At 62.9% G+C, this 14,908-nt stretch carries 13 protein-coding genes and 1 pseudogene; 11 read left to right on the plus strand and 3 right to left on the minus strand.

Translation table 11 applies throughout. The annotated features are described in order from the left end of the window. Positions 1-121: 121 nt before the first annotated feature. On the plus strand, positions 122-913 hold the full coding sequence (locus AC04SI_RS04140) for a GGDEF domain-containing protein (protein ID WP_404275582.1): 792 nt from the start codon (positions 122-124) through the stop codon (positions 911-913). Between the two features lie 208 nt (positions 914-1,121). Here the strand turns inward: AC04SI_RS04140 and AC04SI_RS04145 are convergent, their stop codons facing one another. Beyond that, the gene (locus AC04SI_RS04145) at positions 1,122-2,957 is read right to left on the minus strand and encodes an ATP-binding protein (RefSeq protein WP_404275584.1); all 1,836 of its coding nucleotides are present in this window, start codon (positions 2,955-2,957) and stop codon (positions 1,122-1,124) included. A gap of 153 nt (positions 2,958-3,110) precedes the next feature. On the opposite strand from AC04SI_RS04145, the gene AC04SI_RS04150 reads away from it, so the two are divergent. The 3 genes and pseudogenes from AC04SI_RS04150 (at position 3,111) to AC04SI_RS04160 (ending at position 4,584) form a co-directional block, all read left to right on the plus strand. Next, positions 3,111-3,677, plus strand: coding sequence for a helix-turn-helix domain-containing protein (locus AC04SI_RS04150; protein WP_404275586.1), 567 nt, complete (start codon positions 3,111-3,113; stop codon positions 3,675-3,677). A gap of 4 nt (positions 3,678-3,681) precedes the next feature. Next, positions 3,682-3,990: pseudogene (locus tag AC04SI_RS04155) on the plus strand (hypothetical protein). A gap of 66 nt (positions 3,991-4,056) precedes the next feature. Continuing rightward, the gene (locus tag AC04SI_RS04160) at positions 4,057-4,584 is read left to right on the plus strand and encodes a GNAT family N-acetyltransferase (protein WP_404275587.1); all 528 of its coding nucleotides are present in this window, start codon (positions 4,057-4,059) and stop codon (positions 4,582-4,584) included. A 2-nt stretch (positions 4,585-4,586) separates the two neighbouring features. On the opposite strand, the gene AC04SI_RS04165 is transcribed toward AC04SI_RS04160, so the two are convergent. Further along, complete coding sequence (locus AC04SI_RS04165) at positions 4,587-5,468, minus strand: LysR family transcriptional regulator (protein ID WP_404275589.1); 882 nt, start codon at positions 5,466-5,468, stop codon at positions 4,587-4,589. A gap of 106 nt (positions 5,469-5,574) precedes the next feature. Here AC04SI_RS04165 and tmpA point away from each other — a divergent pair, with 106 nt between their 5' ends. The 4 genes from tmpA (at position 5,575) to AC04SI_RS04185 (ending at position 9,170) form a co-directional block, all read left to right on the plus strand. After that, entirely contained in the window at positions 5,575-6,726 is a 1,152-nt protein-coding gene (gene tmpA, locus AC04SI_RS04170; RefSeq protein WP_488473948.1) for a 2-trimethylaminoethylphosphonate dioxygenase, read from the plus strand. Beyond that, positions 6,723-7,307: a (R)-1-hydroxy-2-trimethylaminoethylphosphonate oxygenase gene (gene tmpB, locus AC04SI_RS04175; protein ID WP_404275593.1), complete on the plus strand. Its 585-nt coding sequence runs from the start codon at positions 6,723-6,725 to the stop codon at positions 7,305-7,307. The genes tmpA and tmpB overlap by 4 nt, the downstream gene beginning before the upstream one ends. 701 nt (positions 7,308-8,008) lie before the next feature. Then, the gene (locus AC04SI_RS04180) at positions 8,009-8,317 is read left to right on the plus strand and encodes a hypothetical protein (protein ID WP_404275595.1); all 309 of its coding nucleotides are present in this window, start codon (positions 8,009-8,011) and stop codon (positions 8,315-8,317) included. 1 nt (position 8,318) lies between these two features. Continuing rightward, complete coding sequence (locus tag AC04SI_RS04185) at positions 8,319-9,170, plus strand: PcfJ domain-containing protein (protein WP_404275597.1); 852 nt, start codon at positions 8,319-8,321, stop codon at positions 9,168-9,170. A gap of 61 nt (positions 9,171-9,231) precedes the next feature. Here AC04SI_RS04185 and AC04SI_RS04190 read toward each other — a convergent pair whose 3' ends face one another. After that, positions 9,232-11,034, minus strand: coding sequence for an NAD(P)/FAD-dependent oxidoreductase (locus tag AC04SI_RS04190; RefSeq protein WP_404275599.1), 1,803 nt, complete (start codon positions 11,032-11,034; stop codon positions 9,232-9,234). A 430-nt stretch (positions 11,035-11,464) separates the two neighbouring features. On the opposite strand from AC04SI_RS04190, the gene AC04SI_RS04195 reads away from it, so the two are divergent. The 3 genes from AC04SI_RS04195 to AC04SI_RS04205 all read left to right on the plus strand — a co-directional run bounded on the left by AC04SI_RS04195 (position 11,465) and on the right by AC04SI_RS04205 (position 14,637). Continuing rightward, complete coding sequence (locus AC04SI_RS04195) at positions 11,465-13,246, plus strand: acetolactate synthase 3 large subunit (RefSeq protein ID WP_404275602.1); 1,782 nt, start codon at positions 11,465-11,467, stop codon at positions 13,244-13,246. An 81-nt stretch (positions 13,247-13,327) separates the two neighbouring features. Further along, on the plus strand, positions 13,328-13,900 hold the full coding sequence (ilvN, locus tag AC04SI_RS04200; RefSeq protein WP_404275604.1) for an acetolactate synthase small subunit: 573 nt from the start codon (positions 13,328-13,330) through the stop codon (positions 13,898-13,900). 119 nt (positions 13,901-14,019) lie between these two features. Continuing rightward, positions 14,020-14,637, plus strand: a complete 618-nt coding sequence (locus AC04SI_RS04205) for a LysE family translocator (RefSeq protein WP_488473949.1) — start codon at positions 14,020-14,022, stop codon at positions 14,635-14,637. The last annotated feature ends 271 nt before the right edge of the window (positions 14,638-14,908 follow it).

Raw genomic sequence — 14,908 nt, forward strand, 5'->3', positions numbered from 1 at the left:
TTTCCAATGCAATTAGAAAACTGGAAACAAACCGAGCTTCCCGCTCAGGTTGTCCCGATTAACCCTCCGTAAGGCGGCGGCATGTCATAACGCCGATGGGCTGTTTTGCTACGGGGAGCAAATGCGTTTCCATAAGGCGGAATCCGCATTTTTCGTGTTTATTTTCGTGATCCTGGCCGCCGGCCTGGTGACGCTGCACGCCTATGGTCTTCTGCAAGGCATCGCGACCGACCTGGATACAGCCTCGCGCCTTGAAAAGATCGTCTATCTCAACAAATTGCTGTTCGCGACCGGCGTGCTTCTGGCAACGGCGCTGTTCTTCGGCGTCTTCTTCATTTACCCGATGATCCGCGGTCAGGCGACGGAAGAGGGCAAGCTGCGCGCCATGACCGTCTCGCTCAGCGCGCGCTCGGAGACGCTGGAGCACGCAGCGCTGACCGACGGCCTGACCGGCATGCAGAACCGCCGCTATTTCGACGATGCGCTGAAGGAATATCTCGAGGAATTCCGCCGCATCGAAAAGCCGGTTGGGCTGATGATCCTCGACCTCGACCATTTCAAGCAGGTCAACGACACGCATGGCCACGATGTCGGCGACGAGGTGCTGAGGGCGGTCGCCGGCTGCCTGAAGGGCATGACCCGCTATCACGACGTGGTGGCGAGGCTCGGCGGCGAGGAGTTCGCCGTGGTGACGCCGAACATGGACGCCGAACTGCTCTCCAAATTCGCCGAACGCATCCGCAAGGCGATCGCCAACATGTCGGTTCTGTCGGGCAATGTCCGGCTGAAGATCACCACCAGCGTCGGCCTCGCCGTCTGGGACCGCAAGGAAACGGCCGAGGATTTCTACCGCCGCGCCGACCGCCAGCTTTATGAAGCCAAGAGGCAGGGACGCAATCGCGTCTGCGCCTAAAATCCCATCATTGAATTCGTGATGCTGGCCGTATGCTGCCGTTTTCTGTGCTTCCGGTGCTCACGGACTAAAATGTCCGCTCCGCTCCGGGTTCTCGAAAGCCACGTCATTCGATCCGGCCTGATGAATTCCCTTTCGGGATTTACCCACGCTGGCCAACGGAGCCTTGAGTTCAAATCTGTTGGTAAAAGGACGTAGGACCGTTGGCTCAGTCGTTCTGCGGGCGCAACCCGAAGGTCGACGGCTTGAGGCCGTAGCGCAGGTCGAAATCGTCGTCCGGCTGCATGCGCGGGGTTGTGGTGGCTGGCTTGCGATAGTCGGGGTCGCCGGCCTGCCGGCCGCTATCGACGACCTCGGCGAACGCCATCTGCTGCTGCGGTTTCGGCACATTGCGCAGCCGTTCGACGATCGCCGCGAGATCGACGTCGTCGCCGGTCTCGGACGACGAGGCCTGCTCGCGCTTGCCCGTGCCGGGGATCAGATCCTGCGGCAGTTTTTCGAATTTCAGCCGCATGGTCGTCGCCACGCCCTCGCCGAAGGCGATAGCCTCGCGCTGGCCCATGGATGACAGGAAGGCGAGCGTCGAGGCCGAGGAATCGGCGATCGCCGAACGGATGATCGCCTGGTCCTGCTCATTGGCGAGCCGCATGGCGAAGAAGGTCGAGCATTGCGACAGGATGGTGGGATCGAGTTCCCCCGGGCGCTGGGTGACGACGCCGAGATAGCAGCCATATTTGCGGCCTTCCTTGGCGATGCGCGACAGCGCGTGCCTGGTCGGCGCAAAGCCGAGGCGCGGATCGGCCGGCATGTAGCGGTGCGCTTCCTCGCACAGCAGCAGCAGTTGCAGCTTCCCTTCGCTCCACAAAGCAAGGTCGAAAGCCAAGCGCGCCAGTACCGAGCAGACGGAGTTGACGACTTCGGACGGCATGCCGGCCATCTCGAAGCAGGTGACCGGACGACCGTGGTGCGGCACGCGGAAGATGTTGCCGATCGTCTCGTGGATCGTGTCCTCGATCAGGCGCGAGTTGAACATGAAGCGGTAGCGCGGATCGGACGCCGCCGATTCGATGCGGGTCTTCAGCGATTTGAGGATGGGGCGGTCGTTCTTGCTTTCCAACATACCAATGCGCTCGTCGATCTGCTTGATGAGATCGGCGATACGGTAGGGCACCGGCGTATCGGCCGTCAGCGCGTCGCTGCCGCGCCTCAGGTAGGTACCGGAACCAGGGTTGCGATAGAGGTTCTTGGCGGCGGGGATGAGATCGCGCAAGGCATCGACTTCTTCCGCCACCGTCTCGCGGCCGCGAAACAGTACCTCGGCGAATTCCTCGAGCCTGAACATCCAGAAGGGCAGGTCCAGCGTCTTCGAATCGACCCTGACGCAATGTTCGGGCAGCGAGGCGGCAAACTCGTTGTGCGGGTCGAGGATGAGAATGCGCAAATCGGGCCGCGCGGCAATCGACTTGCGCAGGAGTAGCGAGACGGCAGTCGACTTGCCGACGCCGGTGGTGCCGACAATGGCGAAGTGACGCGCCAGCGTGTCGTCGATGGCGATGTTGGCGTCGATTGCCTCGTCCTGCGACAGCGTACCGATGGTGATCGAATGACGCCCGGCGAGATCGTAGACCGCCTGCAGGTCGCGGCTGCGGATGCGGTGGGCGATGGCGCCGATATGAGGATAGGTGGTGATGCCGCGATCGAAGACCGGCTTGGCGCCGGGCTCGGTGGCATCGCGCACTTCACCGATGAGCTCGATGCTGACCTCGATCGGGTTCTGGCCTTCATTGCTCCAGGCGCGGTCCGACTTGCCGATTTCATAGACAAGGCCGACGGTTCGCGTGGAGCCGAGATTGATCGAGATCATCTTGCCGACCGTCCACAGGCCGGTGATCGCACCTTCAATGTCGTCGGCATAGGCGCTGATGGTGGCGCGCGCGCCGTCGCATTGCACGACATTGCCCAGGATGCGCTTGTCGTTCTGTTCCGCGTGGCGGCGCTCCTGCGAGGTCGGTTCTCCGACGGAGGCTTCGCGTTCGACAAACATAATCGGTCTGATCCCCATTCCCAGCAACGTCCACCCTACACAAATGGGGTTAAAGCCGGGTGAGGTCGGATGGTGTAGGCGGCGTTAAGGCCGGCACGAAAATTCAATCTATCGGCCTCTTCTCCTCGCCGTTGATTTCGGTATATTGAACGAATGAACGACATAACGAACGATATTTCTTCCAGCATCGGCAAAAGGATACGCTCCGAAAGGGCGCTGCGGGACTGGTCCCTGGCGGAACTCGCGGAACGATCGGACGTGTCCAAAGCCATGCTCAGCACGATAGAGCGCGGCAAGACCAGCCCGACGGCGGCACTGCTGGTGCGCATCGCCGCCGCCTTCGGCATGACGCTTTCCACACTCATTGCGCGCGCGGAACTGCAAGGCGGCGGCCTGTTGCGCGAAAGCGAGCAGCCGGTGTGGCGCGACCCCGCTACGGGTTATGTCCGGCGCCACCTATCGCCGGTCTCGGACATGCCGCTCGAACTGATCAAGGTGCGGCTGCCGGCGGGCGCCAGGGTCAGCTTCCCGGCGGCGTCCTACGCCTTCATCAAGCAGCAGATCTGGCTGATCGGCGGGCGGCTCGATTTCACCGAAGGCGACGTCGTGCACGATCTGCGGCCCGGCGACTGCCTGGCGCTCGGCGCGCCGTCCGACTGCACCTTCCACGCCCCGGGACCGGAGGCAGCCGACTATGTGGTTGCGCTGGTCAGAGGGTGATCGCGTGGCGAGACGTCCCAAGCGCTCCGACAATGGCGGGCCGCCGCTCGACGACTATGACGGCCCGCCCTGGGGCAAGGGCGACGCCTATGTCTTCCTCGCCTAGCAGGCGGCCCATGCGAAAGCCTGGAAAGCACCCAGCCGCGAAATCATGCTGATGCGGCTCGACAGGGCCGAGCGGCTTGGCCTGACCTATGAGGAATACACGCTCGAAATCCTCGAGCGCGGCCGGCACCTGCAGGAGGAAGACACCGAGCGCATCGCCGAAATCCGCCGGGCGCGGAAGCGAAGGCGCTTCAACCACTTCGAATGACGCCGACCTCTAACTGCTCCCGCCGCACCACCGATAATCACTGCTTCAAAGGACACACGGCAAAGCATGAGTTCCATCGAAATCAAGGTTTTGAGCCACGATGCGGAAACCGAGAAAATGCTGGCCGACCTGCTGGTCGAAACAGTTGCTGCCGGCGGATCGGTCAGCTTCATGCATCCGCTGGCGCGAGAAGCGGCGGAGGCATTCTGGGGCCAGTCGTTGGATGCAGCAGCGCGCGGTGAAAGGGTTGTGCTGGGCGCGTGGGATGGCGAGGCTCTGGTCGGCACCGTCACCTTGCTGCTCGACTATCCTCCCAACCAGCCGCACCGGGCCGAGATCGCCAAGCTGATGACCCGGCTCGCCCATCGCGGCAAGGGCGTGGCGACCCGGCTGATGCGGGCCGCGGAGGATCTTGCCGTCGAGATGGGTCGCACGCTGCTGGTGTTGGACACGGCGACAGAGGAGGGCGCTTCCGGCCTTTACGAAGAACTCGGGTTCACGCTCGCCGGCGAAATCCCGGACTTTGCGTTGAAGCCGCATGGTGGACTGACCGGCACGCTCATCTACTGGAAGCGCATCGGCGGGCGTCGCTGACCTTAGGTCGGCGCCGCGCCGGCGAGGCGCGACAAAAGCCACTGCCGGAAGTCTTGTTCGGCGCGTGTCAACGGTGCGGCCGACGCCCGTGTCAGGAAATGCCCGGAACTGCTCGAGAGCTCGAAATCGGAAAGCCTCATCAGATGTTTGCTGGCGAGCGCGGCGTCGATCAGCGGCCGCGAACCCAGCAGCACGCCGGCGCCGGTCTTGGCCGCTTCCATTGCGGCGACGAAACTGTCGAAGCGGTGTGAGCGCCTCGGGTGTCCCGGGACGCCGGCGGCGGCGAACCATTCCGCCCACATTTCACGCGCTCCGGCGACCAGAAGCAAAGGCAGCGAGGTCCAGTCGGGATTGCCGGCGAGGGTCGGGGAGGCCACCGGCACCAGCCGCTCGACGGTCAGCCTGTCGGCTTCGCGGCCGGGAAAGGCTCCGTTGCCGTAGCGAATGTCGAGCGCCAGGCCCGGCTGATCGTAATCCGTCGGCCGATGGATCGTCACCATGTCGAGCTGGATCTGTGGAAGAGCCTTCGCGAGATCGGGTAGCGAAGGCACCAACACCAGTAACGCAAAGGAGATCGGCACCCGGACGGTGACGGTCTGTATGGCGCGCGGCTCGAACAATTCCGTGGTGCTGTTTCGAATAGTGGCGAATGCCGACTGGATGTGAGGCAGGTAAGCAGCGCCCTCCGGCGAAAGCGCGACGCCGCGGGCGAGCCTCGAAAACAGCCGGACCTTCAACCGTTCCTCGAGAGACCGGATGTGCTGGCTGACGGCCGCCTGTGTCAGGCCAAGCTCGGTCGCCGCAGCCGTGAAATTCGACAGCCGCGCCGCCGCCTCGAAACTGCGCAGCCAATCGAGAGGGGGTAAAGCCGGAATTCGAGGCATTAGCTCTCTTTGGTCATTGGCCGAAAAATCATAATTTGAATTATGCCTGTCGGACGGCCAGCATGCAATCGAACCCTGCGGACCAAGGCAACAGGAACGGATCTCCATGCTGACCCACGCGCTTATCGGCGACGAAGGAAGAACGATCGAACTTGGCTGGGAGAATGGGACGCGCGCCCGCTTTCACGCAATGTGGCTGCGCGACAATGCGCTCGACGACAAGACGCGCAGCGCCGGCAACGGCCAACGGCTGATCACTATTCTCGACGTTCCCGCCGATACGCGCATCGGCGCGGCCCTGATCAAGCCCGGTGCCCTGGAGCTTACCTTTATGCCGGAAGGAAAGACGGTCAGCTTTCCAGCGGAATGGCTTAGCGCGCACGCCTACGACCGTGTCGAGTTGCGCAAAGGGGGCTGGACGAGCGATGCGGTCGAGCGCTGGACCAGGGCGACGATGCAGAAATCGGTGCCGCGCGCCGGCTACGCCGCCGCCAGTCATGATCGCCAAACGCTGCGCGAATGGCTCTCGGCTGTGAGGCGCTTCGGTTTTGCGGTGATGGATGGCCTGCCGGCCGAATCCGGCGCGCTTTGCAAGGTGTCCGACCTGTTCGGCTATATCAGGGAAACCAATTACGGGCGCTGGTTCGAGGTGCGCGCCGAGGTCAATCCGAGCAACCTCGCTTACACCAATCTCGGCCTGCAGGCGCACACCGACAATCCCTATCGCGATCCGGTGCCGACGCTGCAGATCCTGTCCTGCATCGAGAATACGGTGGATGGCGGCGAGTCCAGCGTCGTCGACGGCTTCGCGGTCGCCGAGGCACTGCAGACCGAGAACCCGGAAGGGTTCCGTCTGCTGAGCTCCTATCCGGCGCGCTTCGAATATGCCGGCTCGTCGGGCGTGCGGCTGCAGGCCAAGCGGCCGATGATCGAGCTTGGGCCGGATGGCGAACTCATCTGCATTCGTTTCAACAACCGCTCGCTGGCGCCTACGATCGACGTGCCCTTCGCCGAGATGGGCAAATACTATGCGGCCTATCGCCGGTTCGCCGAACTGATCGAGGATCCCCGTTTCGAAGTGACGTTCAAACTCGAAGCCGGGCAGGCCTTCATCGTCGACAACACCCGGGTCATGCATGCGCGCAAGGCGTTTTCCGGAACCGGCAAGCGCTGGCTGCAAGGCTGCTACGCCGACAAGGACGGCCTGCTGTCGACGCTCGCGGCGATCGAGCACGGTTTCAGGGAGGCGGCGGAATGAGCGGCCAGGACCTGAACGCGGACAACATCGTCGAGTTCATCGCTGACATTTTTAAACGCCGGGGCGCCGAATCCTATCTCGGCGAGCCGGTGACGATGTCCGAGCATATGCTGCAGGGGGCCTGGCTCGCCGAGCAGGACGGCGCGCCCGACGTCCTGGTGGCGGCCGCGCTGCTGCACGATATCGGCCACTATACGAGCGAATTCGGCACCTACTCACCCGACGATGTCGAGGACAAGCACCATGACGAGGCCGGCGGCGAAGTGCTTGCGCCGTTCTTCCCGCCGGTGATCGTCGAATGCGTCAGGCTGCACGTCTCGGCCAAGCGCTATCTGTGTGCCACCGACCCGACCTATTTCGGCAGACTCTCGCAGGCCTCGGTTCATACGCTGTCGTTGCAGGGCGGCCCCATGAGCACCGAAGAGGTGGCGGAGTTTCGCAAGAACCCGTTCCACGAAGAAGCGGTACGCGTCCGCATCTGGGACGAGGGCGGCAAGGTCGCCAACATGAAGACGCGGACTTTTCGCGACTACGTGCCGCTGCTGCAGCGCGTCGTTCGCGAGTTTCGTGATCGCGCCTGACGCAACCCTCACAGGAGGAGACGGCCCATGTGTTTTTGCTTCGACGGCGAAAGCGTGGTGACTGCATCCCGGCCGGATGACTGTCGCGAGCACCTGCCTGCCGCAAGCGCTCTTGCCTCGCTGCCTTCCCGCCGCGAGCCCGGCCGGCTCGCCGCTGCGTTCGAACCCATCGATACCAGGCACGTTCGCCATCTTGCTGCCGCGCTCATTCCGTTATACTAGCCGCCTCCGACATGCGGCTCTCCTTTCATTGCCGCACCGTGTCAACCACGCTTTTGATGGAGGCGACGATGAGATCTTGTTCACGCGTTTTGCGCCTCCGCGGCGGACGTTCGGCTGACTCGCGCAACAGCGGGTTCCCCACTTCCTGACAATCTGAGGACCGCCGCGCTGCGACGCGTGGCTGTCGTCTGGTTCGCGATGCAGCGACGTTCAAAACGGTGGGAGCAGAGAGCTCCCTGCCGACAATAGCGGCTGCCCGAAGGGCTGAGATGCGGCTTTGCAACACCTCGCCAGACCATTGTAATCATTGAAGAATAGGTCTTGCGCCGAGCTCGTCGTGGGCGTAGAGACGCCGCCCATTCCTAACCCCGTCTTCCTGAAAGGAGACCTGTCAATGTCCCGGCAATCCAGATCGACACAGTCCGTGCCGACGCTGGAATTGCGTGCGGCTGACAGGGTTCCAATCAGGAAGAACGGCCATGGCAAAGTCCATGATCCAGCGCAGGCAGGACGCCGAGCGCGAACGCATTGAAGCATATGCCGCAACGCTGCGGCGGGTTTCCCACGTCCCGCGTCCCGCTCCGGATTTCGAGCGGGCGCTTGATGAGGCACGCCGGGGCTTTGCCGGCGTCGCGATCCGCGACGGCGCGCTGTGGCGTCCGAAGCTGAAGACGCGCGACCGCGCGCGTTTGAGGGCTGGCCGCGGCGCGTCATCTCTATGCGCGCTACCCGGTCTCAGTCGCGCTCGAGGCCATCTGGCTCGACGCTTCGGGGCTGGATGCCAATGAGGTGGCGCTCCGCAAGGCCTGGTATATCGCGGTCGGGCGTGGCGACTCGCTGTACAAGGCGGGCGCCAATGCGTGGCTGTCGCGCAAGGAGGTGCATTGCTTCCTGAACGTGGCCGGCGATTTCACGTTCGACGAGGCGTTCTGGTTGGCGATCGCGCGGTCCTACACGGATGATCCCGGACTGGCCGCTCGTCTTGCGCGCACGAAGATCGCCCGCACGCCGCGCGGCGAGCTGGCCTTCTCGCGTGAGGTGACGCGGTTCTTCTGCGGGCATCCTGCCTCGAAGGAGGAGATCGACGATCTCTGCGATTACATCGGCGCCATGCACCAGCGCGACGCGGCGTACAGCCTGAAGGGCCGCACGCTCGCCTCGCTGCGCCGGCAGATGCTGGAATGGCATCGCGACATTGCCGCCATCGAACGCATCGAGGCAATGCGACGCCGCGCCGCTGGGCGGGGTCCACCTACTGCCGGACCGCAGTCGAAGAGCCGTGCCTGGGACGGCTCGCGTCTCGAGGACTGGGAGTGGCGGCCGTCGGCCAAGGAGGCGAAGGCGCATGGCGAGCGCTTCTTCGTTCGCCAGCTGAAGACGGCCGAGGACCTGGTTGCCGAGAGCCGGGCGATGCATCACTGCGTCTCGATGTACGCGGCCAAATGCATCGCCGGCTACGCGTCGATCTGGGTGCTGCGGCGCACGGCGCTCGGCAAGATCGAGCGGCTGCTGACGATCGAGCTCGACCCGCAAAACCGTGCGGTGCAGGTGCGCGGTTTCGGCAATCGCGTCGCTTCGCCGGAGGAGCGTAAGATCGTCGAGCGCTGGGCCAAGGCCAGGGGCGTGGTGCTCAAGGCCTGAAACGGAAGATCCGCGCGGCGGAGAACGCCGCGCGGGTCATGTCTTCTTTGTGGATGGCGGATTATCCCTTGTGGTGCGCCTGCTGCAACCCGTAGACCGGCGTCGGGATGCCTTCATGCCGCGCCTTCAGCTGCAGCGACAGGAACTGCGAATAGTGGCGCGACTGATGCAGGTTGCCGCCGTGGAACCAGAGCGCTTCCTGCTGTGTCGGCTTCCACATGTTGCGCAATTCGCCTTCCCAGGGGCCCGGGTCCTTGGTGGTGCTGGAGCCGAGACCCCAGCATTTGCCGACCTTGTCGGCGACCTCTCGGGAAATGAGGTCGGCCGCCCAGCCGTTCATCGAGCCGTAGCCGGTGGCGTAGACGATGAGGTCAGCCGGCAGTTCCGATCCGTCGCTGAGCAGGACCGAATGTTCCTTGATCTCCTTCACCTCGGCGCCGCTTTTCAGCTTGATCGAACCGTCGATGATCAGGTCGGACGCGCCGACGTCGATATAGTAGCCGGAGCCGCGCCTGAGGTACTTCATGAACAGGCCGGACTCGTCATCGCCCCAGTCGAGCATGAAGCCGGCCTTTTCCAGGCCCTTGTAGAATTCGGCATCGCGCTTCTTCATCTCGGCGTAGGCCGGGATCTGGAATTCATGCAGGATCTTGTAGGGCAGCGAGGCAAAGATGAGGTCTGCCTTGGCCGTGGTCATGCCTCCTTGCACGGCCTTTTCCGAGTAAAGCGCCCCCAGCCCGATTTCCATCAGCGTGTCGGATCTGGAGATATGGGTGGTCGAGCGCTGCACCATGGTAACATCGGCGCCGGCCTCCCAAAGGGCCGCGGCGATGTCGTGGGCTGAATTGTTCGAGCCGATGACGACGGCGCGCTTGCCGGCATAGGCATCGGGGCCGGGGTGCTGCGAGGAATGGTGCTGATCGCCCTTGAAGCTGTCCATGCCGTTGAATTTCGGCATATTGGCCTTGCCGGATTGTCCCGTGGCCAGCACCAGCTGCTTCGGCTTCAGCGTGATGTCCTTGCCGTCGCGGTGGACGATGACGGTCCATTCCTTCTTCTTGTCGTCATAGGTAGCGCTCTTGGCCTCGGTCGAGGACCAGTAGTTCAGCTCCATGACCTTGGTGTACATTTCCAGCCAATCGCCAATCTTGTCCTTGGGTGAGAAGACCGGCCAGTTCTTCGGAAAATCCATGTAGGGCAGATGGTCGTACCAGACCGGGTCGTGCAGGCAGAGCGACTTGTAGCGCTTGCGCCAGCTGTCGCCGGCGCGCTCGTTCTTCTCGACGATGATGGTCGGCACGCCGAGCTGTCGCAGCCGCGCGCCGAGCGCGATGCCGCCCTGGCCGCCGCCGATGATCAGCGTGTGCGGCTGCGTCTTGAAGCCGAGTTCGGCGGCTTCCTTCTCGCGCTCTTCCTTCCAGGTCGGGCGGTTCTTGCCATGGCCATGCTTGGCGCCCATCGGCCGGGCGAAGCCCGCCGGCTCCTCGTGGCCCTTCAACTCGACCATGGTGGTGAGCAGCGTCCAGATCTTGCCGTCCTTCAGTCTGATATGGCCGAAGCCGCGCGCCACTTCCGTTTCGAAGCTGATCCAGCCTTCGAGCAACCCGTCGCTTTCGGTGGCGTCCTCGCCTTCGGCGATCGCCCAGTTCGAAGGTTTCGTTTTCGCCAGCTGGCTGACCAGCATGTCGCGCACCTGGTCGCGGCCTTCCATGGTTTTGATGTTCCAAGTGAAGGTGACGAGATCGCGCCAGTAGCAGTCGTCCTGAAAACAGGTGACTGCCTTGTCGATATCGCCGGCGGCGAGAGCCTTGCCGAATTTGTCGAGCAGGTCGGCAAGTTTCTTGTTCGGGGCCTTTTCCAGCATCAGTTTCCTCCGGGTCTTGGGATCGCTTCTTGGGTGAGCGCGTGGCGGGGGCATTGTCCGGCGCGGCGAAAGTATTTCGCCAAAACCGCCATCGCGTCACGCCCTCCAATAGTTTGGCGCGTTTTCAGCGGTTTAGCGGGTATTCGCCCGTCATAGCCTCTGCCGGTTCTCAAACAGGACGGCCAACCCGTTTCATCAGGTTGATGCATTCACATTCGCCGTTGACAGCGGCGCAAAACCAATTCTATTGTCCGCGACCATGAAAACGGCACTCATTCTCGTAGGAAAGCGCGTGGGCAAGGCGGTGTAACCGCCGGGCGAAAACCTCCCATGCGCAACACACAGGCTCCCTCGGGGGCCTTTTTTATTGCCCGAAACACGACTAAACGACCAGCAATCGCCAGATGGCGGACAGTACGGGACCAGACCGATGAGCAATGGACAGAGTGAGCGGCGCGAAATGACGGGCGCCGAAATGGTAGTGCAGGCGCTGAAGGACAATGGCGTCAAGCATGTCTTTGGCTATCCGGGCGGCGCCGTTCTCCCGATCTACGATGAAATCTTCCAGCAGGACGAGGTCGAGCACATCCTGGTGCGCCATGAGCAGGGCGCGGGCCATGCGGCGGAAGGCTATGCGCGCTCGACAGGCAAGGCAGGCGTCATGCTGGTGACCTCGGGACCTGGCGCCACCAATGCGGTGACGCCGCTGCAGGATGCGCTGATGGATTCGATCCCGCTGGTCTGCCTGACCGGGCAGGTGCCGACCTCGCTGATCGGCTCCGACGCCTTTCAGGAGTGCGACACGGTCGGCATCACGCGCCCCTGCACCAAGCACAACTGGCTGGTGAAGGACGTCAACGAACTGGCCGCGACCATCCACGAGGCCTTCCATGTCGCGACCACCGGGCGTCCCGGCCCGGTCGTGGTCGACATCCCCAAGGACGTGCAGTTCGCCAAGGGCATGTATGTGCCGCCGCAGACGGCGCCGCGCACCAGCTACCAGCCGAAGGTCCAGGGCGACCTCGACAAGGTCAAGGCAGCGGTCGACCTGATGGCCGGTGCCAAGAGGCCGATCATCTATTCGGGCGGCGGCGTCATCAACTCCGGCTCCGAGGCCAGCCATCTGCTGCGCGAACTGGTCGACCTGACCGGTTTTCCCATCACCTCGACGCTGATGGGCCTCGGCGCCTATCCGGCTTCCGGCAAGAACTGGGTCGGCATGCTCGGCATGCACGGCACCTACGAAGCCAACATGGCCATGCATGATTGCGACGTGATGATCTGCATCGGCGCGCGCTTCGACGACCGCATCACCGGGCGGCTCAACGCGTTTTCGCCGAATTCTAAGAAGATCCACATCGACATCGATCCATCGTCGATCAACAAGAACGTCCACACCGACGTGCCGATCATCGGCGATGTCGGCCGGGTGCTGGAGGATCTGGTGCGGCTGTGGCGAGCCAGCGCCAAGGCCGACAAGAAGGCGCTGCACCCCTGGTGGGAGCAGATCGCCAAATGGCGCGCACGGGACTCACTCGCCTACAAGATGAACCACGACGTGATCATGCCGCAATATGCAATCCAGCGGCTCTATGCGCTGACCAAGGACATGGACACCTACATCACCACCGAGGTCGGCCAGCACCAGATGTGGGCCGCGCAGCACTATCATTTCGAGAAGCCGAACCGCTGGATGACCTCCGGTGGGCTGGGCACGATGGGCTACGGCCTGCCGGCCGCGCTCGGCGTGCAGATCGCGCATCCCAATGCGCTGGTCATCGACATCGCCGGAGACGCCTCGGTGCAGATGACGATGCAGGAGATGAGCACGGCGGTGCAGTACAATGCGCCGATCAAGATCTTCATCCTCAACAACCAGTATATGGGCATGGTGCGGCAGTGGCAGCAGCTGCTGCACGGCAACCGGCTGTCGCATTCCTACACCGAGGCGATGCCCGACTTCGTCAAGCTGGCCGAGGCCTATGGCGGCCACGGCATTCGCTGCGACAAGCCGGACGAGCTGGACGACGCGATCAAGGAGATGATCTCGGTGAAGAAGCCGGTGCTGTTCGACTGCCGCGTCGCGACTTTAGCCAACTGCTTCCCGATGATCCCGTCGGGCAAGGCGCATAACGAGATGCTCCTGCCGGACGAGGCGACCGACGAGGCGGTGGCCAACGCCATCGACGCCAAGGGTAGGGAACTGGTGTGACATCAGCCGAGGCAGGGCTGTCGGAAGAAGCCGTGCGGAAACAGAGAATTAGCTCAAAAGTCTGAAATCGAGATTCATGTCATGAACGCACAGCTACAGCCGACCGGCTCCGCCTATTTCATCGCCAAGGAAACGGAAAAGCCTGAGAACCACACGCTTTCCGTGCTGGTCGACAACGAGCCGGGCGTGCTTGCCCGGGTCATTGGTCTTTTTTCCGGGCGTGGCTACAACATCGAGAGCCTCACCGTTTCCGAGACCGAGCACGAAAAGCATCTGTCGCGCATCACCATCGTGACGCGCGGCACGCCGCATGTGCTGGAGCAGATCAAGCACCAGCTCGAGCGCATCGTGCCGGTGCACCGCGTCGTCGATCTCACCGTGCGCTCGCATGAGCTTGGCCAGGAGCGGCCGCTGGAGCGAGAGCTGGCGCTGGTCAAGGTTGCCGGCACCGGCGTTTCCCGGGTCGAGGCGCTCCGGCTCGCCGACGCCTTCCGCGCCAGCGTCATCGACGCCAACACCGAGCATTTCATTTTCGAGATCACCGGCAAGGGCTCCAAGCTCGACCAGTTCATCGCCATCATGAAGCCGCTCGGCCTGGTCGAAATCTGTCGCACCGGCGTGGCGGCAATGAACCGCGGCCCGCAAGGGATGTAGTTCCCAGCCGTCTTCGTTCAGCTTGCAATCCTGAGCATCTGGCCCGGCCAAAGGCTGTCGGTGGCCTTTGTGTACTCGATGTAAAGGGACAATAATACTGACTTATCTGGGAGGGTATCATGTCGCTCGACGCGTTTCTTGCCCTGCTGGTCTATGCCCTCGTGACCTCGATCACGCCGGGGCCGAACAACCTCATGCTGCTGGCGTCGGGCGTGAATTTCGGCATCGTCAGAACGGTTCCGCACATGCTGGGCATCAGCATCGGCTTCCTGGTGCTGCTGATAGCCGTCGGCCTTGGCCTGGGTGCCGTGCTGACGGCATTTCCGGCGTTGCATACGGGATTGAAGATCGCCGGGGGTGCCTATCTGCTCTATCTGGCCTGGAAAATCGCGATGTCACGTTCGCTGACCGGCAAGGGTGAGGCAGAGGCGCGGCCGATGCGTTTCATCGATGCTGCGGCGTTCCAGTGGGTCAATCCCAAGGCCTGGGTGATGGCGATCACCGCCATGGCCGTCTACACCAATCCCGACCATCCGTTCCTTTCGGTGGTGCTGATCTCAATCGCCTTCACTGTCGTCAACCTGCCGAGCGTCTCGGTATGGGCGGGGTTCGGCACCGCGCTGCGCGGTTTCCTGTCGGACCCGATGCGGCTGAAATGGTTCAACATCGCCATGGGCGTGCTGCTGGCGGCAACGCTGTGGCCGATGCTGAGCCAAGGTGTGCCGATATTCAGGTGATGCCGGCCTGCAAACGGCGGTTTTCTGCGCTTCCGATGCTCACGGACCCGAATGTCCGCTCCGCTTCGGTTCTCGAAAACCACCATTTTCGGCTCGGCCTGACCTGAATCTCAGCACACCTTGGCTCAGTTGCTTCGTTATTGTGCAGTGCACATTAAATCTTCGTAATGCCGCGTTTTGGCCCTTTTCCGACAAAGGCGTGTCCTATCTATTCGGCGAATTCGCGGCGCGGAGCTGTGATTTGAGCTGGAACAAGACCACCGGTATCGGC

The organism is Mesorhizobium sp. CNPSo 4689, from assembly GCF_057784325.1.